The sequence below is a fragment of the Sabulicella flocculans genome, from assembly GCF_045449635.1.
In the GTDB taxonomy this organism is placed as follows: domain Bacteria; phylum Pseudomonadota; class Alphaproteobacteria; order Acetobacterales; family Acetobacteraceae; genus Roseococcus.
On record NZ_JBJJBR010000012.1, the window covers coordinates 1 to 25,857 of the forward strand.

Here is a 25,857-nt window from a genome sequence, read left to right on the forward strand (position 1 = left end):
CCCGCCCCCCGCGCCGCCCGCCCCGCCGGTGGTGCAGGCGCCCGCGCCCCCCGTGCCCGAGGTGCCGGCCCCGCCCACGCCGGCGCCGCCGGTGCAGCAGGCGCTGCCGCTGCCGCCGCCGCCCATCCCGCCGCCGCCCCTGCCCCCACGCCCCGAGCCGCCGCCGCCGATGCTGGCCGAGCGCCTGCCCGGCACGGTGGACCTGCTGCCCGAGACGCCGCTGGAACTGCCGCGCCGCTTCGAGCTGCCGCTGCCGCCCGCCGCGCCGCCGCCGCCGCCGGCCCGGCAGGCCGCCCGCCCCGTCATGCCGCCGGCCACGCTGCCGGAAGGCTTCCAGCTGGGCGGGCGCGCCGCGCCGCCGCCCGGCCGCCCGGCGGCGCGCGGGCTGGACACCACGGTGGACCCGCGCTTCCTGGAAGGCCGCCTGGCGGCGGACCCGATGGCGCGCGTCACCGGCGCCAATGTGGGCGTCGACTGGCGCGCCGCCTTCCGCCGCTGGCTGGACCAGAACATGCGCTACCCGCTGGACGCCGCGGCGCGCGGCGAGGACGGGCGGGTGCGGGTGCTGATCACCGCCAACCCGGACGGCACGGTGCGCGGGGTGCGGATGCTGATGCCCTCCAGCAGCCCCAGCCTGAACAGCGGCACCACCCGGCCCTTCGGCGGCGCCCGCCTGCCCGCCTTCCCGCCGGGGGCGGACCCCAACGGCGTCACCATCGAGCTGACGGTGGACTACGTGCTGATCCGCGGGCGCTGAGCGGCGCAACCGCCGGTGGCGCCGGGCAGTTTCCCCCGCATGCGCCGCCGCCGGAGGCCGCGCCCAGGAGAATGCCACGATGCCCCACACCCCGCCCGCACGGCCCGCCGATGGCCGCGCCGTTCCCTACGACCCCATGGTGGCCCTGCCGGAAGGCGAGCCCGCCCTGCGCTCCCGCGCGTCCTGGGGGGCCATCCTCGCCGGCGCCGTGGTGGCGGTGACGCTGGGCATCATGCTCAACACGCTGGGCGTGGCGGTGGGCGCCGGCACGGTGGACGCCGTGGCGCGCGACACCCCGGACGCCGGGGCCTTCACCCTGGGCGCCGCCGCCTGGTTCGCCGTGTCCAACATCGTGGCGCTGTTCATCGGCGGCATGGTGGCGGCCTGGCTGTCGGGCACCAGCGACCGCAAGGATTCCGCCTTCCTGGGCCTGGGCGCCTGGGCCGTCAGCTTCCTGTTCGCCGCGGTGGTGATGGGCCAGGTGGCCGGCAACGTCGCCGGCCGCGCGGCCGATGCGGCGGGTGCCGCGGTGCGCGGCGTGGCCAGCGCCGCGGCGGGCGCCACCGGCGCCGCCGCCGAGGCCGCCCAGGGCGTCGACCCGCGCGCCGCCGCCGAGCGCCTGCGCGCCACCCTGACCGCGCCGGCCGATGTGGGCCGGATGACGGCCGAGCAGCGCGCGGCGGAGATCGCGGCCATCTCGGCCGACGGGCTGCGCCAGGGCGCGCAGCTGCAGGAGGGCCAGCGCGCCCGCCTGGCCCAGCTGATCGGCGCCGAGGCCGGCATCAGCGAGGCGGAGGCCCGCCAGCGCATCCAGGCCGCCGAGACGCAGGTCCGCCAGACGGCGGAGCAGGCGGCCCAGCGCGCGCGGGAGGCGGCGGATGCCGCGGCCACCGGCGCGGCCCGCAGCGCGCTGTGGTTCTTCGCCACCATGCTGCTGTCGGCCATCGCCGCGGTGCTGGGCGCGCGCGCCGGCACCCGCGGGCTGGTGCTGGCGCACCAGCGCTGACGCCGCACCGCAGTTCCCGCCCGTCGCTGCGCGGCGGGCGGGAACCACGGCGGGGGCCCCGGGTGGCGGGTGCGCCGGTTGCTCGGGGTTGGCCGCCGGATGGGAGGCGGCCGCGCGGCTTCGCGCGCTCCGCGCCTGTCATGTGCCTGGGGGCCTGCTCCGCGCCAGGGCGAAGGCCCGGCGCGACCGCAAGGCGCAGGGCGCCGTGGGCGGGAGCGGGCGCCCGAGGGCGCCGCCGCCGTCCTGTTCGCACCATGGCGCGGCAAGTCAGCGCAACCCGCCGCCCGGAGGCCGCGCCACCCCGCCTCGGGCGGGCGGTGCGCGGCGTAGGCCCGGCGGAGCGGACGCGCCGCAAAGCCCGGGCGCTAGAGCGCCTGGAGGCGGTCGTATTGCTGGCGGCTCCAGCCCACGTTCTCGTTGTGCAGCGGCACGCAGGCGGCGCGGAAGGCGGCGCGGTCGGGCTCCTGCACCACCTTGTTCTGCGCGCGGAACCAGGCCGGCAGCTCGCCCTCCTGCGCGCGGATGCTGGCGGTGCAGCGGTCCGCCGCCTGGGCCAGCACCTCGCGGAAGATGCCGCGCTCGTTCTCGTTCAGCCGGCGCATGGTGCCGGCGCTGACGATGGTCAGCAGGCTCTCGGTGATGTGGCCGGTCAGGCTGATGTGGGTCTGCACCTCGTGGAACTTCTTGGCCTGGATGGTGGGCAGCGGGTTCTCCTGCGCGTCCACCGTGCCGTTCTGCAAGGCCAGGTACACCTCCGCGAAGGCGATGGGCGTGGCGTTCGCCCCGATGCCGCGCGCCAGCATCAGGTAGGACGGCGCCTGCGGCACCCGCAGCTTCAGCCCGCGCGTGTCGGCCGGCGTCATGATGCTCTTGTTCGCCGTCATGTGGCGGTCACCGTAATAGGTCAGCGCCACGGCGGTGTGGGTGGTCTGCCGGTCGTAGCCCGCGACCAGTTCCCGGTGCAGGTCGGAGGCGCGGTACTTCTCGAAATGCGCGAAGTCGCGCAGGGCATAGGGCGCGTGGGTGATCGCCATCGGGCGGTAGGACGCGCCGGCGAAGGCCACGCCGGTGTAGATGATGTCCACCGTGCCCAGCGTCAGCCCTTGGTTGATCTGCGGCTCGTTGCCCAGCGCCGAGGCCGCGAAGACCTCGATGTTCCAGCGGCCATTGGTGCGGCTGGCGATCTCCCGCGCCGCCCATTGCGCCTCGGTGTGGTAGGCCTCGCCCACCTCGTACACGTGGGCCCAGCGCAGGCGCTGCCCCTGGGCATGGGCGGGGCGTGAGACGAAGGGCGCGGCGAGCAGCGCCCCCAGGCCGAGGCCGCGGCGGGTGAGCATGGACGGGAACTCCCTGTGTCGTGTTCTTGTGCGCCCATGCTGGCAAGGCCGCGGCCCCTTCCGCAAGGGCCATGCGCGCGCCACCATGCGCGGCGGAGGAACCCACCATGCACGACGCACCCGTGATCCGCCTGCATGAGGGGGATGGCGTCGTCATCGCCCGCCGCGCCCTGCCGCCCGGCACGCCCGTCGCGCCCAACGTGCTGGCGCGGCAGCGCATCCCGCCCGGCCACAAGGTCGCCACCCGCGGCCACGCGCCGGGCGAGGAAATCCGCCGCTACGGCCAGGTGATCGGCTTCGCCACGCAGCCCATCGCGCCCGGCGAATGGGTGCACGTGCAGAACTGCGCCATGGGCGACTTCGCCCGCGACTACGCCTTCGGCGCCGAGCGCCGCCCCACCGACTACGCACCGGTGCCCGCGCACTTCCTGGGCTTCCGCCGCGCGCCAGGGGATGGTTATGGGCGTGCGGGCACGCGCAACAGCATCGGCATCATCACCTCCGTCAACTGCGCCGCCCACGTGGCCGACCTGATCGCCCGGCACTTCGCGCGCGACCCCTTCGGCGACGGCCCCGGCCGGCTGGACGCCTTCGCCCACGTGGACGAGGTGGTGGCGCTGACCCACAAGACCGGCTGCGGCATGACGGAGGGCGAGCCGCTGCGCGTGCTGCGCCGCACGCTGGCCGGCTTCGCGCGGCACCCCAACTTCTCCCACGTCATCGCCATCGGCCTGGGCTGCGAGGTGAACCAGCTGGGCGGCCTGCTGGAGGAGCAGCGCCTCCTCGGCCGCCTGCGCACGCTGACCATCCAGGAGGAGGGCGGCACGCGGAAGACGGTGGAGCGCGGCATCGCCTTCGTGCGCGAGGTGCTGGCGGAGGCTGACAGCGCGCGGCGCGAGCCGGTGCCGGCGAGCGAGCTGTGCGTGGCGCTGCAATGCGGCGGCAGCGACGGCTATTCCGGCATCAGCGCCAATGTCGCGCTCGGCTGCGCCTCCGACCTCGTGGTGCGGCATGGCGGCACGGTGATCCTGAGCGAGAGCCCCGAGACCTACGGCGCCGAGCACCTGCTGACCCGCCGCGCCGTGACGCGCGAAACCGGCGAGAAGCTGGTGGAGGTGATGCGGTGGTGGGAGGAGTACACGGCGCGCGAGGGCGCGGAGATGAACTCCAACCCCTCACCCGGCAACAAGGCGGGCGGCCTGACCACCATCCTGGAGAAGTCGCTGGGCGCCATGGCCAAGGCCGGCACGACGGAGCTGGTGGACGTGGTGCGCTACGCCGAGCCGGTGACGGCCAAGGGCTTCGTCTTCATGGACACGCCGGGCTACGACCCGGTGGGCGCGACGGGGCAGGTGGCGGGCGGGGCGAACCTGCTGTGCTTCACCACCGGGCGCGGCAGCGTCTTCGGCATGAAGCCGGCGCCGTCGCTGAAGCTGGCGACGAACACGCCGATGTATGACCGGATGCAGGAGGACATGGACATCAACTGCGGCACGGTGCTGGATGGCGTGGAAAGCGTGGAGGAATGCGGGGCGCGCATTTTTTCGCAGATGCTGCGCGTGGCCTCCGGCGAGAAGACCAAGAGCGAGGCTCTGGGGTTCGGGGATGCGGAGTTCGCGCCCTGGGTGCTGGGCGCGACGATGTGAGCCCCTATCGCCCAGCCTTTACCGAAGCCCTGAACCTGCTTGCCCAGGCCTGCGCCATCCTCCGCCGGCAGGGCGTGCCGCCGCCGATCCTGGTGGGCGGCGCGGTGGTGGAGTTCGACACCGCGGGCGACATCCACACCGGCGACCTGGACCTCGTCACCGCATCCGATGATGAGGTCGCCGCCGCGCTCCTGGCCGTCGGCTTCCAGCGCGAGACGGGGCTCCGCCACGGCCTGCACGGCTACTTCCATCCCAGCCTGCCCGTCGCGGTGGAACTGGTTTCAGGCGGCTATTTCGACGGCTTGGCCGACCGCAGCCGCATCCGCATCGTCGAGGTCCCTGGAGGCGAGGTGCTGATGGCGCCCACGGAGGACCTCATCGCCGACCGTGCCAGCCAGTGGTTCGCCTCCGGCAGGCGCGACGCGAAGATGCTGCGGCAGGCGCAAATCCTGCTGGCCCTGGCATCGGCCCTGGACGAAGATTATCTCGAACGGCGTCTCCGCGAGGAGACGATGAACCGGATCGGCCTGGCGGAGCTGCGGAACCATCATGAAACGGACCAGCCTTGAGCAACGCGCGGCGGAGATCGCCGCCAAGCTCGCGTCCGGCGTCGTGCGCCCGCCACCGGAGGCGCTGCGCAACAGCGGCGCCCGCCGCACGCCGCTGAAGCGCGCCCTGCTGGAACGCATCGAGCAAAACCGCCGGAACACCACCCCCGCCGGGGAGTGACGAACCCCGCCCCGCGCGGCAAGCTTCGCCGCGCCATGCACACCGTCCTCGAGCCCGAATCCCTCTACCCCGACACCGCGCTTGAGGAACGCATCCTCGGCCCCGGGGTCCGCATCCTCCGCGGCACCTGCAAGTCCTCGCTGCTGGAACTCCCGCAGCATCTCTGCGACGAGGCCGACGCGCTGATGACGCTGCGCATGGCCGTGCCCAAGGAAGCGCTCGACCGCTTCCCCAAGCTCCGGCTCGTCGTCCGCATGGGCGTCGGCTACGACAAGGTGGACCGCGCCGAATGCGCCCGGCGGGGGATCCTCGTCTGCAACACGCCCGACTACGGCACGCAGGAGGTCGCGGACACCGCCATCACCCTCGCGCTGTCCCTGCGCCGCGGCCTCACCCTCTACCATGACGGCATGCGCGCTTCCCCGCCCATCCCCTGGGGCGTGCAGCCCTCGCGCATCGTGCGGCGGTTCGAGGCGCAGACCTTCGGCATCCTCGGCCTCGGCCGCATCGGCACCGCCGCCGCCCTGCGCGCCAAGGCGCTGGGCTTCCGCGTGGCCTTCTTCGACCCCTACCTGCCCAACGGCGCCGACCGCGCCCTGGGCATCGGGCGGATGGACAGCCTGGAGGCGCTCCTGCGCGCCTCCGACGTCCTGTCCATCCACTGCCCGCTGACGCGCGCCACCCGCGGCCTGGTCGGGGCCGCCGAACTCGCGCTGCTGCCGCAAGACGCCGTGGTGGTGAACACGGCGCGGGGTCCCATCCTGGACCTCGACGCGCTGGAAGCCGCCCTGCGCGAAAACCGCATCGCCGGCGCGGGGCTGGACGTCCTGCCGGTCGAACCCCCCGTGCAGCCCGAGCCCGCCCTGCTCGCCGCCTACCGCGCGGGCGAGGACTGGCTGCGCGGCCGCCTGGTCATCCTGCCGCACATCGCCTTCCACTCCCCTGAGGCCTGGGACGACATCCGCCTGAAGTCGGTGGAAACCGTGCGCGACGTGCTGCTGCGCGGCCTGCGCACCAACGTCATCCCGCCGGAGGCCGATTGATGGGCGGCCTGCTCTGGCCGCGCGCCCGGCAGCGCCGCGCCGCCTACGCGCTGACGGTGCTGGGGCTGATGGTGCTGCTGGCCCTGCTGGGGCTGGGCATGGCGGGCGGCGGGGCGCTGGGGGTGCTGGCCCTGCCGCTGGCGCTGCTGCTGGCCTGGATGGGCGGGGTGAACACGGTGCGCCGCCTGCACGACATGGACCGCACCGGCTGGCACCTGCTGTGGATCGCCGCGCTGTCCGCCCTGGGCAACCTGGTGGGGCAGGCGGGGCTGTCGGGGGTGTCGGCCGTGCTGGGCCTGGCCTCGCTGGCGGTGTTCCTGGGGCTGTGCCTCATTCCCGGCACGCCCGGCCCCAACCGCTACGGCCCGCCGCCACCCTGAGCCAGCAGCGTCGCCAGCGGCACCGACAGGCCGGTGCTGGGCGCACCCTGCATGGGCACCGGCGCCGCCTTCGCCAGCGGCAGCTCGGCCAGCGTCGCCTCCAGGCAATCCAGCACTGGCACGGGCACCAGCGGCCGCAGCCGCGGCGCCAGCCCCACCAGCCCGGCGCCGCCCAGCACCACGCAACGCGCGCCGTGTTGCGCCTCCACCCGCGCGGCCTCAGCCAGCAGGGCCAGGGCGCGCTCCGGCTCGCGGGCGATCATGTCGCCGGTCGGCTGGATGGCGCGCACCCGCACCCGCGCGCCCGGCGGCGTGCGCGGGCGGGCAAATTCCTCCAGCATCGGCACCCAGGCGGCGCCGCCGGTCAGCAGCGACACCACCGGCCCCAGCGCGAAGCCCTGCCGGATGGAGCTATCCGCCAGCCCCAGCACGGGGACGGAGAACATCTCCCGCGCCGCCTCCAGCCCCGGGTCGCCGAAGCAGGCGATGATGGCGGCATCAAAGCCCCCGCCCGGCAGGTGCTCGGCCAGCGCGTCCAGCACCGCATGCGCCGCCACCGCGCTGGCCGCGCGGGTGCTGATGTAGCGCGCCCCGAAGCGCGCCGTGGCCCCAACGACGTCATGCCCGCACATGGCCCGCGCGGCGGCCACCAGGCGGTCGGTGATGGCGGCATCGGTGTTGCCGTTGAGGAGGAGCAGCTTCATCGCGCGCCAGTGATGCCCGCCGCTTGGGCAGAGGCAAGGCCCGGATGGATGAATCCCCGCTCACGTCGCGCTTGCGGTGCCTCCATCTTCCGCGCTCCCATGCGGCGCCTCTGGGAGAGAGAGAAGAACCATGCGTCTGCGCCAATGGCTCCTGGCCGCCCTGCTGCCCGCCGCCCTGTTCGCCGCCCAGCCCGCGCAATCGCAGGGCACCATCCGCATCGGCATGACGGCGGCCGACATCCCGCTGACCCACGGCCAGCCCGACCAGGGCTTCGAGGGCAACCGCTTCACCGGCATCCCGCTGTATGACGGCCTGACCGCCTGGGACCTGTCGCGCGCCGACCGCCCCTCCACCCTGCAGCCCGGCCTCGCCGTCAGCTGGGAAAGCGACGCCAATGACCGCACGCGCTGGGTGTTCCGCCTGCGCCCGGGGGTGAAGTTCCACGACGGCAGCGACTTCAACGCCGACGCCGTGGTTTGGAACGTCCGCAAGGTGCTGGACCGCGAGGCCGCGCATTTCGACCCCCGGCAGGTCGGCGTCACCGCCAGCCGCATGCCCACGCTGCGCCGCGCCGAGAAGATCGACGACATGACCGTCGCGCTCTTCACCTCCGAGCCCGACAGCCTGCTGCCGATCAACCTCACCAACCTGTTCATGGCCAGCCCGGCGCATTGGGAGCGGCTGCGCACGCAGCACCCCAATGCCGAGGCGACCTGGAACGCCTTCGCCGCCAACCCCTCCGGCACCGGGCCCTTCCGGCTGACGCGCTTCGTCCCGCGCGAGCGCGCGGAGATGACCCGCAACGACGCCTATTGGGGTGAGAAGGCGCGCGCCGAGCGCATCGTCCTGCTGCCCATCCCCGAGGCCAATGCCCGCACCGCCGCGCTGCTGAGCGGCCAGGTGGACTGGATCGAGGCGCCCTCGCCCGACGCCGTGCCGCAGCTGCGCGCGCGGCAGATGCAGATCGCCACCAACCCGCAGCCGCATGTCTGGCCCTGGCAGCCCTGCTTCCTGCCCTCCTCGCCGCTGAGCGACGTGCGGGTGCGCCGCGCGCTGAACCTGGCGATTGACCGCGACGGGCTGCGCACCCTGCTGGGCGGCATGATGCAGCCGGCCGTCGGCACCGTGCCGCCGGGCCACCCGTGGTGGGGCAACCCGAGCTTCAACATCCGCACCGACAAGGCCGAGGCGCGGCGCCTGCTGGCCGAGGCCGGCTATGGCCCGCAGCGGCCGGTGACCATCAAGGTGCAGATCAGCGCCTCCGGCTCGGGCCAGATGCAGCCGCTGCCGATGAACGAGTTCATCCAGCAGGACCTGCGCTCGGTCGGCATCAACATCGAGTTCGACGTGATCGAGTGGAACGCGCTGTTCACCAACTGGCGCAATGGCTGCGGCCACGCCAGCGCACGCGGGGCGCATGCCATCAACGTCAGCTTCGCGGCGATGGACCCCTTCTTCGCCATGGTCCGCTTCTGGGACAGCAAGATGGCGGCGCCGGTGTCCAACAACTGGGGCATGTTCAACGACCCGCGCTTCGACGGGCTGGTGGCCGCCGCGCGCAACGCCTTCGACCCCGCCGAGCGCGACGCCGCCCTGGGCCGCCTGCACGCGGCCGGCGTGGACGAGGCGCTGTTCATCTGGATCGCGCATGACGTGGGCCCGCGCGCGATGAGCCCGCGCGTGCGCGGCCACGTGCAGCCGCAGAGCTGGTTCGTGGACCTGCGCCTTCCTTTTGTTCAGTGAGGCCGTGACGAACCGGCGCCGCCCTCCGGGCATCCGTTCGCACGGCGGGCGGCGCCGCCCACTCCACCGACGTGCCGGGCGCGCCCGCGGCGCGGCGGAAGCCAAGCCGGCGCAGCCGGCGCCCGGCGTTTGAGGGCGGAAAGAATCTGATGCTGATCTACCTGTTCAAGCGCGTATTGTATGCGGTGCCGATCGCCCTGGCGGTCGGCTTCGTGTGCTTCATGCTGGTGCAGATCGCGCCCGGCGACCCGATCAACGCCATCGTCCCGCCCGACGCCCCGCAGGAGGTGGTGGAGCAGGTGCGCGCCGATTACGGCCTGGACAAGCCGCTGCCGGTGCAGTTCGCGCTGTGGCTCTCCAAGGTGGTGCAGGGCGACCTCGGGCGCAGCCTCGCCACCGGGCGCCCAGTCTGGGGCGACCTGTCGAGCGCCATCGGCAACACGCTGACGCTGGCGCTGGCGGCCTCGCTGCTCGGCTTCATCCTGGGCTGCGTGCTGGGCGGGCTGGCGGGCACCTTCCGCGGCTCCTTGCTCGACCGCGCGGCGACGACCTTCGCGGTGGCCGGCGTCTCGGTGCCGCATTACTGGCTGGGCATGGTGCTGGTGGTGGTCTTCGCCGTGCAGCTGCCCTGGCTGCCGGCCATGGGGGCGGGGCCGGGCGGCTCCTCCGACTGGGCGTGGGACTGGGCGCACATGCAGCACCTGGTGCTGCCCGCCGTCACCCTTTCCGTCATTCCCATGGGCATCGTGACGCGCACGGTGCGCGGCATCATCGCCGAGATCATGAACCAGGAATTCGTCACCGCCCTGCGCGGCAAGGGGCTGACGCGCTTCTCCATCTTCCTGCACGTGGTCAAGAACGCCGCACCCACCGCGCTGGCGGTGATGGGCCTGCAGCTGGGCTACCTGATGGGCGGCTCCATCCTGGTGGAGACGGTGTTCTCCTGGCCCGGCACCGGGTTGCTGCTGAACAGCGCCATCTTCCAGCGCGACCTGCCGGTGCTGCAGGGCACCATCCTCGTGCTGGCGATGTTCTTCGTCGCACTCAACCTGCTGGTGGACCTGGTGCAGACCGCGCTGGACCCGCGGATCAAGCGCGCATGATCCGCCTCCTCGCCCCCGCGCGCCTTCCGGCGCGACGGATCACGCGCCCGACCACCACCCGCGCCTCGGGGCCCTCCGCATGAGCACCACCACCGCCGCCGCCGCCGAGCTCGCCATCCAGGCCGCGCAGGCCAGCGCCCGCTCCGAGGGCTACTGGGCCGGCGTCTGGAAGCGCCTGCGCCGCGACCGCGTCACCATCGCCTGCGCCGCCATCCTGTTGCTAATGCTGCTGGTGATCGTCTTCGCCCCCCTCGTGGCGCCGCACGACCCCTTCCAGGGCAGCATGATCCGCCGCCTGCGCCCCCTGGGCACCGACAACCACCCGCTGGGCACCGACGAGCTGGGCCGCGACATGCTGACGCGCCTGATCTATGGCGGGCGGCTGAGCTGGTTCATGGGCATCATCCCCGTGGCGCTGGCCTTCGTCATCGGCACCGTGCTGGGCGTGCTGGCGGGCTTCGCCGGCGGGCGCACCAACATGCTGATCATGCGGGTGACGGACGTGTTCTACGCCTTCCCCTCCGTGCTGCTGGCGGTGGCGATCTCCGGCGCGCTGGGGGCGGGCATCACCAACGCCATCCTCGCGCTGACGCTCGTCTTCGTGCCGCAGATCATCCGCGTGGCCGAGAGCGTGACGACGGGCGTGCGCAACCTGGACTTCGTGGATGCGGCACGCGCCTCTGGCGCCAGCGCCTTCACCATCGTGCGGGTGCACGTGCTGGGCAACGTGCTGGGGCCGATCTTCGTCTACGCCACCAGCCTGATCAGCGTGTGCATGATCCTGGCCTCCGGCCTCTCCTTCCTCGGCCTGGGCACGCGGCCGCCGGAGCCCGAATGGGGCCTGATGCTGAACACGCTGCGCACGGCGATCTACGTGCAGCCCTGGGTGGCGGTGCTGCCGGGGGCGTGCATCTTCGTCACCTCCATCTGCTTCAACCTGGTCAGTGATGGGCTGCGCGCGGCGATGGACGTGAAAGGCTGACGAAGTCAGCCTTTCACGTTCCGCCGGGGGCAAGGGGGGCGCAGCCCCCCACCCGTCTCCTTCGACGAAGTCAGCCTTTCACGTTCCGCCGGGGGCAAGGGGGGCGCAGCCCCCCACCCGTCTCCTTCGACCGAAGTCAGCCCTTCACGTTCCGCCGGGGGCAAGGGGGGCGCAGCCCCCCACCCGTCTCCTTCGACCGAAGTCAGCCTTTCACGTTCCGCCGGGGGCCAAGGCGACGCAGCCCCACCCGCCCACTCGCACGGAACTCAGCCCGTCACGTTCCGCCGGGTGCAGGGCAGCGCAGCCCCAGCCGCCCACCCTCCCCGAAGCCAACCCCTCCCGCTCCGCCCGGGGGCAAGGCCCCACGCCAGCGCAGCGCCGGGCGCAACCCACCCCCCACCCCGCCGCGTTCGCCCGGGGCCACTCCCCGGGACGCCGCCATGCCCCGCCTCGCCCGCCGCGTCCTGCCCGTCCTGTTGCTGCTGCTCCCGGCCTGCGACGCCGAGCCGCCGGCGGCGCAGCGCGTGGCCGGGGGCGATGCCGCGCGGGGGCGCACCCTGGTGGCGCAGCACGGCTGCGGCGCCTGCCACGTGGTGCCCGGCGTGGCCGGCGCGACCTCCTGGGCCGGCCCGCCGCTGCATGAATGGTCGCGGCGCGGCTGGCTGGCCGGGCGCTTCCCCAACACCCCCGCCACCCTGGTGGCCTGGCTGCGCGACCCGCAGGCGATGTCGCCCGGCTCGGCCATGCCAGACCTCGGCCTGGCGGAGGACGAGGCGCGCGACATCGCCGCCTTCCTGATGACCCTGGGCGCGAGCCGGGCCGAGCCGGTGCCGGCCGGCATGCCGCTGGGCCCCAATGCCGGCGGCCCTCGCCCCGACCCGCGCCTGCGCCCGCGCGACGGCTGAAGGCGTCGCGCCGGCCAGGGGCAAGGCGCGCCCGCGCGACGGTCCGGGGGCCGCCCGGCCGGGCAAACCGGCCGTCGAAGGCGGGGGCGAGCCGCACGCCCGCATGAGTGTCACGACCACGCAGGGTGGGGCAGGCCGCGCGACGGCCGAGGGGACGCGGTGCGACCCCGGCCATCCGGCGCCGCGCATCCGTGCGACGGCCCGGGGCCGCCGCCCTCCCGCCTCAGCAGCCCGGCACCAGCAGGGCGGGCGCCGCCTGGAACAGCACCGCCACCGCCGCCAGCACCGCCGCCGCCGCCTGGAACCAAGCCAGGAAGCCCGTCTCCGACTCGCCGCCCTCGGCGGGGGCGGCGCGCAGCGCGCCCAGGCCGGGCCAGGCCAGCAGCGCCAGCAGGGCCAGCGCCGCCGCCGTGGCCACCAGCACGGCGACCGGCGCGGACAGCCCGGCCACGCTGCGCTCGCAGGACAGGGCGTGGGCGGCGTAGACGGCGCCGAAATGCCCGCCCCACACCAGCAGCGGCAGGCTGGGCCGCAGCGCCCGCCAGGCCCCGCCGCCCGCCCTCATGGCAGCAGCCGCGGGAAGCCGTGCAGCAGCAGCAGCCCGCCCCAGCCTTGCGCGCAGGTGTAGAGCAGGAACAGCCGCGCGTTGTCGAAGGTGGCGCGGCGCCGGCCATGCAGCAGCCCGCGCCAGTGGCGGGCCAGGGCGTAGCCCAGCATCAGCGCCGCCACCGCCACGTGCAGCCCCTGGTAGGCCAGCAGCGCGTAGTGGGCGGCGCCGTGCGCGTGCTCCTCCGGCCGCAGCCCGGCGCCCCACATCGCCCAGCCCTCGGCCGCCAGCGCCGCCGCCAGCAGCGCCAGCGCCAGCGCGGCCGGCAGCGCGGCCATCCGCCCGTCCCGCGCCAGGGCGCGCGCCGCCCACAGGGCGAAGGCCAGCGCGGCGCCGGCGTACAGCGCGGCCGCCAGCAGCCCCCAGCCGGCGTCGGGCGCGCGCGCGGCCCAGCGGGCGTCGCCGTTCACCAGCCACAGGAACAGGTAGGTGCCGGCGAAGCACGCCCAGCCGGCGCCCGACACCACCAGCAGCGTCCCCACTGCCCACCAGGACAGCGACACCGGCCCGGCGGCGTGGGTGGGCAGCACCAGCCCGCCGCCGATGTCCACCTCCGCCGGCTCCAGCGCGCCCAGGTCGGTCGCGGTCCACAGCCAGTGCAGGAAGCCGCCCAGCGCCAGCACGCCGAAGGCGGCGGCGGGCACCAGCGCCTCCACCGCCAGGGCCAGGAAGAAGCCCGCGGTGCCCAGCGCGGCCACCAGGTGCCCCAGTCCCGGCCCGGGCAGCACCTGCACGTATTGCGGCACCGCGCCAGCGGCGGTGGTCGCCAGCGCCTCGCGCCGGCCGGTGGCGGACATGGGCAGGTAGTGCGCGCCCGCCTCCGCCTCCTCGCGCAGGCCCGGCTGCTGCCACAGCGGATAGCGCGAGGCGACGTGCGGCAGGCTGCGCGGGCCGAAATTGCTGTTCTCCAGCCATTCCAGCGTGCCGGCGCGCCAGGGGTCGCCGCCGCCGCCCGCGCCGCGGCGCATGTGCCGCGCCACGTCCCACAGCAGCAGCGCGCCGCCGGCCAGCACCACCAGCGCGCCGAGGGTGGAGAGCAGGTTCCACACCTCCAGCCCCAGCCCGGCGGGATAGGTGTAGATGCGCCGCGGCATCCCCAGCAGGCCGGAGGCGTGCATGGGGAAGAAGGTGAGGTTGACGCCCAGGAACAGCAGCCAGAACGCCCACTTGCCCAGCCGCTCGCTCAGCGGCGCGCCGATGGCCGGCGCCCAGTGGTACAGCGCGGCCAGCAGCGGGAACACCATGCCGCCGATCAGCACGTAGTGCAGGTGGGCGACGATGAAGTAGGTGTCGTGCGCCTGCCAGTCGAAGGGCGTCACGCTCACCATCACGCCGGTCAGACCGCCCAGGGTGAAGATGAACAGGAAGCCCAGCACGAACAGGCCGGCGGCGTTCAGCCGCACCCGCGCCCCGGCGGCCAGCGTGCCGATCCAGGCGAAGACCTGCAGCCCCGAGGGGATGGAGACGGCGAAGCCCGCCGCCGCGAAGAAGGCGAGGCTGAGGCCGGGGATGCCGGTGGTGTACATGTGGTGCACCCACAGCCCGAAGGACAGGAAGGCGGTGGCCACCAGCGCCAGCACCACCAGCGAGTGCCCCAGCAGCGGCACGCCGGCCATCACCGGCACCACCATGGACACCATGCCCGCCGCCGGCAGGAAGATGACGTAGACCTCCGGGTGGCCGAAGAACCAGAACAGGTGCTGCCACAGCAGCGGGTCGCCGCCGCGCTCGGGCAGGAAGAAGGGCCAGTCGAAGGCGCGCTCCAGCTCCAGCAGCGTCGAGGCGGCGATCACGGCGGGGAAGGCGATGATGACCATGCCGGCGAACACCAGCATGGCCCAGGCGAAGACCGGCATCCGCCCCAGCGTCATTCCCGGCGCGCGGCAGCGCAGGATGCCCACGATCAGCTCGATGGCGCCGGCGATGGCGCTGATCTCGATGAAGCCGATGCCCAGCAGGTACATGTCGGTGTTGACGCCCGGCGAGTGCTCCTTGCTGGTCAGCGGCGGGTACATGAACCAGCCGCCGTCCGGCGCGGCGCCGACGAACAGCGATGCGAAGAAGGCCAGCCCGCCCACCAGGTAGATCCAGAAGGCGTAGGCGCCCAGGCGCGGGGTCGGCATCTCCCGCGCGCCGAGCATGGCGGGCAGCAGGGTGATGCCCACCGCCTCCACCGCCGGCACGGCGAACAGGAACATCATCACCGTGCCGTGCATGGTGAAGACCTGGTTGTAGGTGGCGGCGTCCAGGATGGTCAGCCCCGGCCAGGCCAGCTGGAGGCGAATCAGCACCCCCAGCAGCCCCGCCAGCGTCAGGAACAGCAGCGCCGCGGCGACGAAGAGCGGGCCGATGAGGTTGTTGTTGATCTCGCCCACCGCGCGCCAGCCGCGCGGATAGGCCCAGGCGGCCTCCAGCCGCGCCCGCTCCTCCGGCGGGCGGGGCAGGGGGTTGGGCGTGCTCACCGCAGCCCGTCCAGCCAGGTGGCCAGCGCCAGGATCTCCTCGCCCGACAGGGCGCGGGCGTAGGCGGGCATGGCGTTGCCGGGCTTGATGTCCTGCGGGGCGGCGATCCAGCCCGCCAGGTGGCCCAGCGTGTTGGGCAGCGCCCCCGCCGCCAGCGTGCGGCGGGAGCCGACGCGCGACAGGTCGGGCGCCAGGCGCGCCTCCCAGGGCGTGCCGCGCACGGCGTGGCAGGCGCCGCAGCCGGCGGCGCCGAACACGCGCATGCCCGCCTCCTCCGCCGCGGTGGCGGGGGCGGGCACCGGCGCGGCCTGGCGGGCCAGCCAGGCGTCGAAGGCCTCCGGCTCCTCCACCACCACGGCGAAGGCCATCAGCGCGTGCTGGCGGCCGCAGAACTCGGTGCACTGCCCGCGCAGCTCGCCCGTGCGGTCGGCGCGCAGGCGCTGGCGGTTGGCCCGGCCGGGGATCATGTCCAGCTTGCCGTGCAGGTTGGGGATCCACACCGAATGAATCACGTCGCCCGAGGTCAGCACCAGCTCCACCTCGCGCCCGCGCGGCAGGCGCAGCTCGTTGGCGGTCACCGCGCCGGGGGTGCCGGGGTAGCGCACCTCCCACCAGTACTGGCGGCCGGTGATCTCCACCACCAGCGGCTCCGCCCCCGCGCCGAACAGCGCCAGCGCGCGGGAGGCGCCGAGCGTGTGCACCAGCAGGGCGGACAGGGTGATGGCGGGAAAGGCCAGCCCCATGCCGGCGACGAAGCCCAGGCCCCCCAGCCGCCGCCGCACCGCCGGCGGCGCCCACACCGCCAGCGCGATGCACAGCACCACCAGGGAGAGGATGGCCCCGCCGCCCGCGATCAGCAGCACGGACAGCTCGGCGATGCGCCCCGCCTGCGGGCCCCAGGCGTCCAGCGGCGCCTGCGGCCCGCCGCAGCCGGCCAGCAGCGCGGCCGCCGCCGGGCCGCGGGCGCGCCTCATGCCTCGCGCAGGGCGCGGGCCACGCCGGCCAGGGCCAGGGCGGCGAACAGCACGCCGCCGGGCACCCACATCAGCAGCCCGCCCAGCTGCTGGTCCTCCAGCTGGGTCAGCCCCCAGGGCCAGGTGGAGAGGGCATGGGCGGGGAACAGCGGGCGCGGCGCGAAGGTGAGGAAGGCGCCCAGCCCGCCCATCTGCGCCGCGGTGGCCAGGCCGGCGGCCAGCGCGCCCTCCGGCGGGGCGCGCCACATCGCCTGCGCCAGCGCCACCCCGGCGGCCAGCAGGCTGGCGTGCATGGCCCACCACGCCAGGGGCGAGGCGAAGGTCCAGCCATAGGGCGCGGGCAGGTGCCACAGCCACAGCACGACGGCGAAGGCGGCGGCGGCGGCGGCCACCGGCGGGGCGCGCAGGCGCAGCCCCACGGCCAGCAGGGGCGCCGCCCCCAGCAGGATGAGCAGGTGCTGCCCCACCCGGGCGGAGAACAGCGCCACCGCCAGCGCGCACAGCGGCGTCAGCAGCGCCAGCGCCAGCACCGCCACCCCGCCCAGCAGCGCCGGGCGCGAGGGCGAGCGCCGCCAGCCCAGGGCCAGGATCAGCAGCAGCGCCAGAGCCAGCCCGGCATCCGGGGCCCAGGGAAGCGCCTCCGGGGTGGGCGGCGCGCCGCAATACGGGATGGCCGTCGGCACCTTGATCCCCCAGCACGCCGCCATGGGTGCTTCGGGAGCGAACGCCGGCGCGGCGCGGCGGTCACCATGAAATGCGCGTCATCTTCGGGCCGCCGCCAACGCCGGCGGCGGCGGGCCGTTGGCGGCAGGATGCCCGACCAGGATCCCCCGCCCGGCCCCGCCGACCTCCGCCCGCCGGAACGCATCGCCGAGGCGGCGACCCGCGCGGGCGTGAAGAAGGCCACGCTGGACTGGCCGGTGCTGGCGGTGCTGGGCGTGCTGGCCGGGCTCTACATCGGGCTGGGCGGGCTGTTCTCCACCGTGGCGCTGGCGGGGGCGGAGGGCGCGATGCCCCATGGCGCGGCGCGGCTGCTGGCCGGGCTGGCCTTCAGCCTGGGGCTGGTGCTGGTGGTGGTGGGCGGCGCGGAGCTGTTCACCGGCAACACCCTGCTGGTGGTGGCCTGGGCCGAGGACCGCGCCCGCCTGCGCGACATCGGCGCCGCCTGGGCGCTGGCCTGGGGCGCCAACCTGCTGGGCGCCCTGGCCGCGGTGGGGCTGGCGCTGGCCGCCGGCGTGCCCGCCATGGGCGAGGGCGCGGTGGGCGCGGCGGCGCTGAAGGCGGCGCAGGCCAAGGGCGCCCTGCCCTTCGGCCAGGCCTTCGCCAGCGGCGTGCTGGCCAACATCCTGGTGTGCCTGGCGGTCTGGATGGCCTGGGGCGCGCGCAGCGCCGCCGACAAGGTGCTGGTGGTGGTGCCGCCCGTCGCCGCCTTCGTGGCGCTGAACGTGGAGCACTCGGTGGCCAACATGGCCTTGATTCCGCTGGGCTGGGGCGTGCGCGCCACGGCGGATGCGGGGTTCTGGGCCGCCACCGGCCTGTCGCCCGCCGCCTTCGGCGAGGCCGGGCCCGGCGGGCTGGTGGCCAACCTGGTGCCGGTGACGCTGGGCAACCTGCTGGGTGGGGTGATGGTGGGCGTGGCCTACTGGTTCGCCTACCTGCGGCCGCGGCCAGACGGGTGATTCCGGGCCGTAGCCCCGGGGCGTAACCCCGGGGCCGGCGGGCGCGTTCCGCCCGCGAACCGCCGCAAGGAACCGCCCCGATGCTCAAGCCCTTCGTCCTGGCCGCCGCGCTGCTGGCCCCCCTGCCGCTGCTGGCCCAGGCGCTGCCCCCCGGGCAGATGCGCGCCAAGGCGCTGCTGGACCGCGACGTCCGCTCCTCCGACGGCCACCAGGTGGGCGAGGTGGAGGACATGGTGCTCGACGCCCAGGGCCGGGTGGTCGGCGTGGTGGTGGAGGTGGACCGCGGCCTGCTGCGCGCCGACCGCCACGTAATGGTGCCCTTCGACCAGCTGCGCCTGGGCGCCGAGCGCCGGGTGGAGCTGCCGATGACGCGCGAGCAGGTCCGCGCCATGCCCGGCTTCGACTACCGCGACTGAGCCGCCGCCGGCCCGGCGCGCGATCCCTTCGCGGGGCATCGCGCGCCAGCCCGGCCGGGAGGCCGCTCCGCCGCGACGGCGCCTCCCTCACCGCGAGGCGCGCCCTGGCCCCTGGCTCCGCCTCACCGCCCTGGCGCCTCCGCCGGGGCGGATCGCCCTCCGGCCGTGGCGCGCCAGCCCAGCGCCGCCAGCGCCAGCCCGGCCAGGGCCAGCGCCGCCGCGTCCGCCCACGGGGAGGCGGCGCCGGCCGGCGCTTCCGGCCGCACCACCCACAGCAGGTGCGCCGCGTGGTGCAGCACCAGCAGCGCCGCCACCGCGCCCAGCCGCCAGTCCCGCCACTGCGGCACCAGCGCCAGCGCGATGGCGCCGCCCAGCGCCGGCAGCGCCACCCCCAGCTTCAGCCAGATCCAGGGCGCTTGCTCGCGCCGCAGGTACCACGCGGCCTCGGCCGGGATGTCGGCGGCGTAGACCACCACGTACTGGGTGAACCACAGCCACAGCACGCCCAGCGCCAGGGCCAGCAGGGCGCGCTCCAGCCCGGTGCGCGCCTCCGCCCCGCCCGGGGCGGCGCGGCGGCGCAGCGCGGCCAGCGTGGCCAGGCCCAGGGCGGCGGCGGCCTGCTCCGTCACCAGGGCCACGCCCTGCACGCTGCCGCTCCAGGCCGGGTCGCGCGCCAGGGCCCAGTCCTCCATGGCCAGCGCGCCGGTGGGCAGCAGCAGCAGCAGCGCCGCCCCGCCCCGCCAGCGCCCGCCGCCGGGCGCGGCCAGCCACCACCCGATGCCGCACCACAGCGCCAGCAGCAGCAGGCTGCGCGCCCCCAGGGCGGCCGGCGCCCCCCAGCCGGTGCCCGCGGGCCACAGCAGCGGCGCCAGGGCCGGCAGCGGCAGCGCCAGCAGCAGGGCGGCGGGCAGCGCGCCGCGCGCCAGCGCCGCCAGGCCGGGGTGCAGCGGCGCCAGCCAGTGCTCCTCCAGCAGGCGGCCCAGCGCCAGCGCCAGCGCCGCCCCCAGCCCCAGCCCGGCCAGCAGCAGGAACAGCGGCAGCCACGCCTCGGCCAGGGCGGGCAGGATCATGGGAAGGGGCTCATGGCGGCAGGCGCTCCATGAAGCGGGCGGCGGCCCAGCGCTGGCGCGGGTCCATCCGCCCTTCCACCGGGTGCGCCCCGGCCAGGTTGGCCGCCAGCGCCGCCATGGCGCGGCCGGCATCGCGCGGGACGGGCGGGATGGGCGGGTGGCCGTGCCGGCGCACCACCCCGTCCCCCGCGCCGCCCGGCCCGTGGCAGGCGGCGCAGAACACGCGCCAGGCCTCCGCGCCCTCGGCCAGCAGGGCGGCGTCCACCGGCGGGCCGGGCGGGGCCAGCGCGGCGCGGCGCGCGGCGTGGCCCTGCGGGATGGCGCCCTCCGGCGGCTCGGCCGGGGCGGGGGGCGGGTCGCTGGCGCCCCAGCCGTCGCAGGCGGCCAGCAGCAGCAGCAGCAGCGGCAGCCACCGCGCGCGCCTCACGGCGGCGGCACCGGGTGCAGGGCCAGCGGGCCCTGGGCGGCCAGCAGGGCGCGCGCCGCGGCGGATTCCGCCTCCGCGTGCGGGATGAACAGGAAGAAGCGGTCCTCCGTGGCGCGCAGGAAGGCCGGCACGGCGAACAGCGGGTGGTGCAGGCGCGGCAGCCCGTTCAGCCACAGCATGGCCAGCAGCGCCGCCACCGCCGCCGCCAGCACGCCGACGATGTAGACCGCCGGCAGGAAGGCCGCCCAGGCATGGGGCGGCCGCCCGCCGACGTTGAGGGGATACAGCTGCACCGAGGCCGCCCAGGCCAGCCCCCAGCCGGCCGCCGCCGCCGCCACCCCCGCCCCGGCGGCGATCCAGGCCACCGGGGCGGCGCGGACCCCCAGCGCCTCGGCGGCGTCGGGCACCGGGTGGGGGGCGTGCGCCTCCAGCCCGCGCCAGCCGGAGGCGCGCGCGGCGCGCACGGCGGCGGCCAGCGCGTCGGCATCGGCGAACTCGGCCAGGGTGCCCGGGGCGGCGGGGGGGCTCACCGCTCCTCCTCCGCCGCCTCGGCGGCGCTTTCCTCGTGCCGGGTCTCGAACAGGGAAACGGCGGGCAGGAAGCGCGCGAACACCAGCAGCGCCGCGGTGAACAGCGCCGCCGAGCCCGCCAGCAGCGCCCATTCCGCCGCGCTGGGCACGTAGGCGGGGGCGTGCAGGGGCAGGCGCGGCGGCACCACGCCGTCCACCACCAGCGACCAGCGGTCCAGCAGGGCGCCCAGGGCGCAGGCCACGCCCAGCAGCAGGGGCGCGGCGTCGCCCCGGCGCAGCCGCGCCGCCCACATCGCCTGCGGCAGCAGCCCGCCCAGCAGCACCGCGCCCCACCAGGCCGGGGCGTGCAGCCGCGCCACGAAGGCGGCGCGCGTGGCCGCGTCCTCCTGCAGCAGGGCGGTGGCGGCCTCGTGCGCCCAGGCGCCCAGGGCGCCCAGGCCGGCAGCCGCCAGCAGGCGGGCCAGCAGGTCCATGTCGGCGCGGTCCACCAGCGCCTCCAGCGCCAGGCCGCGCCGCAGCAGCACCGCCAGCGCCAGCACCAGCCCCAGGCCGGAGGGCAGGCCGGTGGCGGCGAAGTGCAGCGGCAGCCGCGCCTGGTGCCAGCCCGCGACGACGGTGACGGCGAATTCCAGCGCCACCACCGTCTGCGCCGAGAGCAGCAGCGGCAGCACCAGCGCCGCCACCATGCGGTAGGCGGCCTGGTGGCGGTGCCAGTGCGCCACCGAGCCGCGCCAGCCCAGCGCCCCCAGCCCGTACAGCCGCGCCAGCCCCCGCCGCCCGCGTGCCCGCGCGCGGTCGCGCAGCGTCGCCAGGTCGGGGATCAGGCCGACGTACCAGAACAGCGAGGTGACCAGCACATGGGCGCTGATGCCCCAGAAATCCCACACCAGGGCCGAGCCGAATTGCGGCCACAGCCCGGTGACGGCCGGGTAGGGCAGCGTCCACCAGAACAGCCAGGGCCGGCCCAGGTGCAGGATGGGATACAGCGCCGCCGCCAGCACCGCGGCCAGCGCCGCCGCCTCGGCGAAGCGGTTGACGGCGGTGCGCAGCCCGTGGCGGCGCAGCACCAGCACGGCGGCGAACAGGCTGGCGGCGTTGGCCACGCCGATCCACCAGGCATAGGCCACCAGGTCGAAGCCCCAGGCGTGCGGGTGGTTGTTGCCCCACACCCCCACGCCGCGCCACAGCAGCACCCCCACCGCGACGGCCAGCACCAGCAGCCCCGCCCCGGCGGCGGCGAAGCCCAGCCGCCCGCCCCGGGCCGAGGGGCGCAGCGCGGCCTCCGCCGCCAGCCCCGCCGCGCCGCTCATCCCGCCGCCCCCCCGTCCTCGACCCGCGCGAGGTAGGAGGTGCGCGGGCGGGTGCCCAGCGCCTCCAGCAGCAGGTAGGCGCGCGGGGCGCGGCGGGCGGCGGAAACCGGGCTGGCGGGGTCGTTCAGGTCGCCGAACAGGATGGCGCCGGTGGGGCAGGCGCGCTGGCAGGCGGTCTGCACCTCCGCCAGCCGGCCATCGGCGCGGGCGGCGGCGATGCGGTGGCTGCAATAGGTGCACTTCTCCATCACGCCGCGCGGGCGGGCCGCTACCTCCGGGTTGCGGGCGGGGCGGGGCAGGGCGCGCTCCTCCCAGTTGAAGCGGCGGACGCCGTAGGGGCAGTTGTTGGCGCAGGTGCGGGTGCCGATGCAGCGCGCCGGCACCATGGCGTTCAGCCCCTCGTGGTCGTGCACCGTGGCGTTGACCGGGCACACCGGCTCGCAGGGCGCCTGCTCGCACTGCATGCAGGGCACCGGCTGGAAGGCGGCGGCCCCGCCGGGGCGGGCGTGGCGGTCCACCCGCAGCCAATGCAGGCCGCGCCCGGCGGCCATCGCCTCCGGCCCCACGGGGGGCACGTTGTTCTCCGCCTGGCAGGCGGCGGCGCAGGCGTTGCAGCCGATGCAGGCGTCCAGGTCCACCGCCATTCCCCAGGCCTGCGCCGGATAGGGCCAGGGCGGGTGCAGCGAGGCCTGCGGGCCGATGGGCGGCAGCGCGGCGCCGGGCGCCAGCACCCGCAGCGCCGGCTCGCCGGCCAGGGGGCGGGCGCCCTCGGCCACCAGCAGGGGGGCGCGGCGGCCGGTGGGGCGCAGCGCCAGCCCCTCCACCGCCCAGGCGCCGGGCGGGCGCAGGCGCTGGGCGTCGAAGCCGCGCGCCGCCTCCGCTACCGGCCCGGCCTGCCCGAAGCCCAGCGGCAGGGTGACGCAGCCCGGCGCCTGCCCGGCCAGCGGCAGCACCGGCGCGCGCGCCGCCGCCCCGCCCAGCGCCAGCTCCACCTCGTCGCCCGCCGCGAGGCCCAGCCGCGCCGCGTCCTCCGGCGCCAGCAGGGCGGCGTTGCCCCAGCTCAGGCGGGTCAGCGGGCGCGGCAGCTCCTGCAGCCAGGCTTCCTGGGCGAAGGCGCCGGCGCGCAGGTGCGGGTCGGGCGCGAACAGGGCGGTCCAGCCGGGCGCCGCCGCCGGCGAGGGGCGGTCCCATCCCGCGCGGGGGGCCAGCCCGTCCAGCGGCGGGGCGGCGGGGCCGGCCACCCCGTCCTCCAGCGCCGCCTCCCAGCGGGCCTCGAAGCCGTCCTCGCCCCAGGCGGCGCGCCAGGTGGCCTGCACGGCGGCGCGCTCGCCCTCCTCCGCGCGGCCCAGCAGGGCCAGCAGGGCGCGCACCGGGCCATGCAGGTCGGGCGCGGCGGGGCGGGCCACCGGCTGGCGCAGGGCGGGGGTGCCGTCGAAGGCGCGGCCGTCGCCCCATTGCTCCAGCGGGTGGGCCAGGGGCACGTGCCAGGGGCACAGCCGCGCCGTGGCCCCCAGGCGCGGGCCCACATGCACGGCGGCCGCCACCGGCCGCGCCCGCAGCGCCGCCGCGAACCCCGCGAGGTCGAAGGCCGGGTCGGCGTCCAGCACCAGCAGGCGCTCCACCGCGCCGGCGCGCAGCGCCTCCAGCAATTCCTCCGCCGGTCGGGCCGTGGCCAGGGGCGGCGCGATCCAGCGCATCGCGCCGCCGCCCAGGTGGTGGCCCAGCGCGTGGGCGATGGCGTGCACCGCCGGCGGCGCCCCGCGCCCGGCCAGCACCGCCACCGGCCCGGCCCCGCGCAGCGCCGCCGCCACCGCCTCCGCCGCCGGGTGCGCGGCCTCCATGGCCAGGCCGGGCAGGCCCAGCCGGGCGGCGACAGTGCGCGCCAGCGCCTCAGCCTCGGCGGGCGGGATGGCCAGGCGCAGGGCGGCGCGGGCGCCGGTCAGGCTGGGCGTCGCTTCCGCCACCACCAGCCGCGGCCGCGCTTCCGCCCAGGCGCGGGCCAGCGCCAGCTGCGCCGGGCCGGGCCCCAGCGGGTCCGCTCCCAGGCACAGCACCGCCCCGGCGCGCCGCAGGTCGGGCAGCGCTTCCGCCGGCTGGCCGAAGGCGGCCAGGGCGCCCGCCGCCGCCGCCGGGTCGGCCATGGGGTCGTGCACGTGCCAGGCGGCGCCGGGAAAGGCGGCCAGCGCCTCGGCCAGCAGGCGCTCCTGCGTGGGCGAGGCGACGGGGCCGGTGAGGATGCGCAGCCCCGGGCCGCGCAGGGCGGCGAAGGCGTCCTCCGGCGCGGCGGGGCGGCCCAGCCGCAGCGCCCGGCGCGACCGCGCGGGGTCATGCAGGGACAGCGGCGCGGATTCCAGGAACACGTCGCTGGCGCCCAGGCTGGCCGGGTGGCGCGGGTTGCCCTCCACCTTGATGGGGTGGCCGTCGCGGGTGCGGACCAGCACCCCGCGCGCCAGCCCGTCGAGGTCCAGGATGGTGGCCCAGCTGGCATCGGCGAAGGCGGTGCCGCGGCCGCGCCCGTGCAGCGGCTGGCCGAACTCGTCCGGCCCGTCGCAGCCGGCCAGGGCCGCGAGCACCCAGGGGGCGGCGAAGGCGTCGCGCCGGGTGGGGCCGCCGCTCACTTGTGGCACACCGTGCAGTTGGCCAGGGCGGGCAGGGTGGCGCCGCCGTGCTGCTGCGCCAGCCGGCCCAGCCCCACCGGCTGGGCGCCGCGCGCCGCCGGGTCGCGGTGGCAGTCCAGGCACCAGCCCATGTGCAGCGGCTCGGCCCGCACCGTGCGCGGCATCTCCTCCACCGCGCCGTGGCAGGCGGTGCAGCCCACCCCGGCGGCGGCGTGGGCGCCGTGGTGGAAGCGCACGTGCTCCGGCAGCCGGTGCACGGAGGACCAGGTGGTGCTGCCCCCGCCCTGCAGCGCCGCGCGCACCGGCGCGAACTGGGCGGACACGTTCCACACCTGCTGGTGGCAGCCCAGGCACAGCTCGCCCGGCGGCATCCCCGCCCCGGCGGCGCGCGCGGCGCCGGCGTGGCAGAAGCCGCAATCCAGCCCCAGCCCGCCGGCATGGATGGCGTGGCTGAACGGGATGGGCTGGGGCGCGGCCTCGCCCACCCGCCAGGTTGAGCCGGAGCGCGCCATGGCGAAGGCGGTGGCGGCCAGCAGGGCGGCCAGCAGCGCCCCCACCACCATCGCCCGGCGCAGCCGCGCATCGGCGCGCGGCGAGAACAGGGGCCGCCCGGATTCCTCAGGCATGGGCCAGGCGGCCGGCGCCGGCGAAGACCTCGAACCCGTCCTCCCGCGCCACCGCCACCAGGGTCAGCCCCGCGGCCTCGGCGGTGCGCACCGCCAGGGCGGTGGGGGCGGACACGGCGACGATGCCCGCCGCGCCGATGCGCGCGGCCTTCTGCACCATCTCCACCGAGACGCGGCTGGACAGCGCCACCAGCCCGCCCGCCCCGCCCGCCCCGCCGGCCCGCGCCAGGGCGCCGGCCAGCTTGTCCAGCGCGTTGTGGCGGCCGACATCCTCGCGCAGGGCGACGCAGCCCTCGCCGGGGCGCCACAAGGCGGCGGCGTGGGCGGCGCGGGTGGCCGCGCCCAGCTCCTGCCGGGCGCCCATGGCGGCCATGGCGGCGGCCACGTCCGCGGCGCGGAAGCGGCCGCCGGGGGGCACGCGCGGCGGCGGGCGCACCGCCTCGGCCAGGCTGGCCACGCCGCACAGGCCGCAGCCGCTGCCCCCGGCCATGGCGCGCCGCCGCGCCTCCGGCGCGCCGTGCCGGCCCTGGCCGAGCCACACCCGCGCCACCAGCCCGTCGCGGCGGGACAGCACCTCCACCCCGCCGATGTCGGCCGCGGTGCGGGCGATGCCCTCCGTCAGGGTGAAGCCCACCGCCAGGTCCTCGATGTCGGCGGGGGTGGCCATCAGCACGGCGTGCACCCGTCCGGCATAGGCGATGGCCACCGGCACCTCCTCCGCCGCCAGGCGTTCGCCGCCCGCGGCGGGGCCGCCGCCGCGCACCGCCAGCCGCGCGACGGGGATGGCGGGGGCGAAGCGCAC

Annotated in this window: 26 protein-coding genes; 13 read left to right on the forward strand and 13 right to left on the reverse strand. The window is 76.4% G+C overall.

Going from position 1 to position 25,857, the window contains the following annotated elements; translation table 11 throughout:
- Together ACI6QG_RS12115 and ACI6QG_RS12120 are read left to right on the forward strand one after the other, a co-directional pair.
- Positions 1–757: energy transducer TonB (locus ACI6QG_RS12115; RefSeq protein WP_407024823.1), on the forward strand; the 757-nt coding region annotated here is incomplete at its 5' end.
- A 79-nt stretch (positions 758–836) separates the two neighbouring features.
- Entirely contained in the window at positions 837–1,763 is a 927-nt protein-coding gene (locus ACI6QG_RS12120; protein WP_407024824.1) for a hypothetical protein, read from the forward strand.
- 365 nt (positions 1,764–2,128) lie between these two features.
- Here ACI6QG_RS12120 and ACI6QG_RS12125 read toward each other — a convergent pair whose 3' ends face one another.
- A complete protein-coding gene (locus ACI6QG_RS12125) occupies positions 2,129–3,100 on the reverse strand; it encodes a sialic acid TRAP transporter substrate-binding protein SiaP (protein ID WP_407024825.1) in 972 nt (323 codons plus the stop codon).
- A 107-nt stretch (positions 3,101–3,207) separates the two neighbouring features.
- Between ACI6QG_RS12125 and ACI6QG_RS12130 the strand changes: the two genes are divergently transcribed.
- The 5 genes from ACI6QG_RS12130 to ACI6QG_RS12150 are packed head-to-tail and all read left to right on the forward strand — an operon-like array spanning position 3,208 to position 6,898.
- A complete protein-coding gene (locus ACI6QG_RS12130; RefSeq protein ID WP_407024826.1) occupies positions 3,208–4,746 on the forward strand; it encodes a UxaA family hydrolase in 1,539 nt (512 codons plus the stop codon).
- Positions 4,743–5,315 (forward strand): hypothetical protein, encoded by a 573-nt coding sequence (locus ACI6QG_RS12135; protein WP_407024827.1) that lies wholly within the window; start codon positions 4,743–4,745, stop codon positions 5,313–5,315. Before ACI6QG_RS12130 ends, ACI6QG_RS12135 begins: the two co-directional genes overlap by 4 nt.
- Positions 5,296–5,475 (forward strand): hypothetical protein, encoded by a 180-nt coding sequence (locus ACI6QG_RS12140; protein ID WP_407024828.1) that lies wholly within the window; start codon positions 5,296–5,298, stop codon positions 5,473–5,475. The genes ACI6QG_RS12135 and ACI6QG_RS12140 overlap by 20 nt, the downstream gene beginning before the upstream one ends.
- Before the next feature lie 35 nt (positions 5,476–5,510).
- Positions 5,511–6,518 carry a C-terminal binding protein gene (locus tag ACI6QG_RS12145; protein ID WP_407024829.1) on the forward strand — a complete coding sequence of 336 codons (1,008 nt, stop codon included), beginning with the start codon at positions 5,511–5,513 and terminating at the stop codon, positions 6,516–6,518.
- On the forward strand, positions 6,518–6,898 hold the full coding sequence (locus ACI6QG_RS12150) for a DUF805 domain-containing protein (protein ID WP_407024830.1): 381 nt from the start codon (positions 6,518–6,520) through the stop codon (positions 6,896–6,898). Before ACI6QG_RS12145 ends, ACI6QG_RS12150 begins: the two co-directional genes overlap by 1 nt.
- Here the strand turns inward: ACI6QG_RS12150 and ACI6QG_RS12155 are convergent.
- The gene (locus ACI6QG_RS12155; RefSeq protein ID WP_407024831.1) at positions 6,877–7,602 is read right to left on the reverse strand and encodes an aspartate/glutamate racemase family protein; all 726 of its coding nucleotides are present in this window, start codon (positions 7,600–7,602) and stop codon (positions 6,877–6,879) included. The genes ACI6QG_RS12150 and ACI6QG_RS12155 overlap by 22 nt on opposite strands.
- A 130-nt stretch (positions 7,603–7,732) precedes the next feature.
- On the opposite strand from ACI6QG_RS12155, the gene ACI6QG_RS12160 reads away from it, so the two are divergent.
- The 4 genes from ACI6QG_RS12160 (at position 7,733) to ACI6QG_RS12175 (ending at position 12,336) form a co-directional block, all read left to right on the forward strand.
- A complete protein-coding gene (locus ACI6QG_RS12160) occupies positions 7,733–9,346 on the forward strand; it encodes an ABC transporter substrate-binding protein (RefSeq protein WP_407024832.1) in 1,614 nt (537 codons plus the stop codon).
- A gap of 149 nt (positions 9,347–9,495) precedes the next feature.
- Positions 9,496–10,449, forward strand: coding sequence for an ABC transporter permease (locus ACI6QG_RS12165; RefSeq protein ID WP_407024833.1), 954 nt, complete (start codon positions 9,496–9,498; stop codon positions 10,447–10,449).
- 79 nt (positions 10,450–10,528) lie between these two features.
- The gene (locus tag ACI6QG_RS12170; protein WP_407024834.1) at positions 10,529–11,431 is read left to right on the forward strand and encodes an ABC transporter permease; all 903 of its coding nucleotides are present in this window, start codon (positions 10,529–10,531) and stop codon (positions 11,429–11,431) included.
- A 440-nt stretch (positions 11,432–11,871) separates the two neighbouring features.
- Entirely contained in the window at positions 11,872–12,336 is a 465-nt protein-coding gene (locus ACI6QG_RS12175) for a c-type cytochrome (protein ID WP_407024835.1), read from the forward strand.
- Between the two features lie 223 nt (positions 12,337–12,559).
- On the opposite strand, the gene ACI6QG_RS12180 is transcribed toward ACI6QG_RS12175, so the two are convergent.
- The 4 genes from ACI6QG_RS12180 to ACI6QG_RS12195 are packed head-to-tail and all read right to left on the reverse strand — an operon-like array spanning position 12,560 to position 17,062.
- Entirely contained in the window at positions 12,560–12,901 is a 342-nt protein-coding gene (locus ACI6QG_RS12180) for a hypothetical protein (protein WP_407024836.1), read from the reverse strand.
- Positions 12,898–15,405, reverse strand: coding sequence for a cbb3-type cytochrome c oxidase subunit I (locus tag ACI6QG_RS12185; protein ID WP_407024837.1), 2,508 nt, complete (start codon positions 15,403–15,405; stop codon positions 12,898–12,900). The genes ACI6QG_RS12180 and ACI6QG_RS12185 overlap by 4 nt, the downstream gene beginning before the upstream one ends.
- Positions 15,402–16,379 (reverse strand): cytochrome c oxidase subunit II, encoded by a 978-nt coding sequence (locus ACI6QG_RS12190; RefSeq protein WP_407024838.1) that lies wholly within the window; start codon positions 16,377–16,379, stop codon positions 15,402–15,404. Before ACI6QG_RS12190 ends, ACI6QG_RS12185 begins: the two co-directional genes overlap by 4 nt.
- Positions 16,376–17,062, reverse strand: coding sequence for a cytochrome c oxidase assembly protein (locus ACI6QG_RS12195; protein WP_407024839.1), 687 nt, complete (start codon positions 17,060–17,062; stop codon positions 16,376–16,378). Before ACI6QG_RS12195 ends, ACI6QG_RS12190 begins: the two co-directional genes overlap by 4 nt.
- 129 nt (positions 17,063–17,191) lie before the next feature.
- On the opposite strand from ACI6QG_RS12195, the gene ACI6QG_RS12200 reads away from it, so the two are divergent.
- Positions 17,192–18,058 (forward strand): formate/nitrite transporter family protein, encoded by an 867-nt coding sequence (locus ACI6QG_RS12200; RefSeq protein ID WP_407024840.1) that lies wholly within the window; start codon positions 17,192–17,194, stop codon positions 18,056–18,058.
- A gap of 80 nt (positions 18,059–18,138) precedes the next feature.
- Positions 18,139–18,474, forward strand: coding sequence for a PRC-barrel domain-containing protein (locus tag ACI6QG_RS12205; protein WP_407024841.1), 336 nt, complete (start codon positions 18,139–18,141; stop codon positions 18,472–18,474).
- A gap of 122 nt (positions 18,475–18,596) precedes the next feature.
- On the opposite strand, the gene ACI6QG_RS12210 is transcribed toward ACI6QG_RS12205, so the two are convergent.
- Genes ACI6QG_RS12210 through fdhD form a run of 7 tightly spaced genes read right to left on the reverse strand, consistent with a single transcriptional unit; the run spans position 18,597 to position 25,857 of the window.
- Complete coding sequence (locus ACI6QG_RS12210; protein WP_407024842.1) at positions 18,597–19,544, reverse strand: hypothetical protein; 948 nt, start codon at positions 19,542–19,544, stop codon at positions 18,597–18,599.
- A 10-nt stretch (positions 19,545–19,554) separates the two neighbouring features.
- The gene (locus ACI6QG_RS12215) at positions 19,555–19,971 is read right to left on the reverse strand and encodes a c-type cytochrome (protein WP_407024843.1); all 417 of its coding nucleotides are present in this window, start codon (positions 19,969–19,971) and stop codon (positions 19,555–19,557) included.
- Positions 19,968–20,501 carry a quinol:electron acceptor oxidoreductase subunit ActD gene (locus tag ACI6QG_RS12220; protein WP_407024844.1) on the reverse strand — a complete coding sequence of 178 codons (534 nt, stop codon included), beginning with the start codon at positions 20,499–20,501 and terminating at the stop codon, positions 19,968–19,970. Before ACI6QG_RS12220 ends, ACI6QG_RS12215 begins: the two co-directional genes overlap by 4 nt.
- A complete protein-coding gene (nrfD, locus tag ACI6QG_RS12225; RefSeq protein WP_407024845.1) occupies positions 20,498–21,811 on the reverse strand; it encodes an NrfD/PsrC family molybdoenzyme membrane anchor subunit in 1,314 nt (437 codons plus the stop codon). The genes ACI6QG_RS12220 and nrfD overlap by 4 nt, the downstream gene beginning before the upstream one ends.
- Positions 21,808–24,429, reverse strand: coding sequence for a 4Fe-4S dicluster domain-containing protein (locus ACI6QG_RS12230; RefSeq protein ID WP_407024846.1), 2,622 nt, complete (start codon positions 24,427–24,429; stop codon positions 21,808–21,810). Before ACI6QG_RS12230 ends, nrfD begins: the two co-directional genes overlap by 4 nt.
- Positions 24,426–25,055, reverse strand: a complete 630-nt coding sequence (locus ACI6QG_RS12235; protein ID WP_407024847.1) for a cytochrome c3 family protein — start codon at positions 25,053–25,055, stop codon at positions 24,426–24,428. Before ACI6QG_RS12235 ends, ACI6QG_RS12230 begins: the two co-directional genes overlap by 4 nt.
- On the reverse strand, positions 25,048–25,857 hold the full coding sequence (gene fdhD, locus ACI6QG_RS12240) for a formate dehydrogenase accessory sulfurtransferase FdhD (protein ID WP_407024848.1): 810 nt from the start codon (positions 25,855–25,857) through the stop codon (positions 25,048–25,050). The genes ACI6QG_RS12235 and fdhD overlap by 8 nt, the downstream gene beginning before the upstream one ends.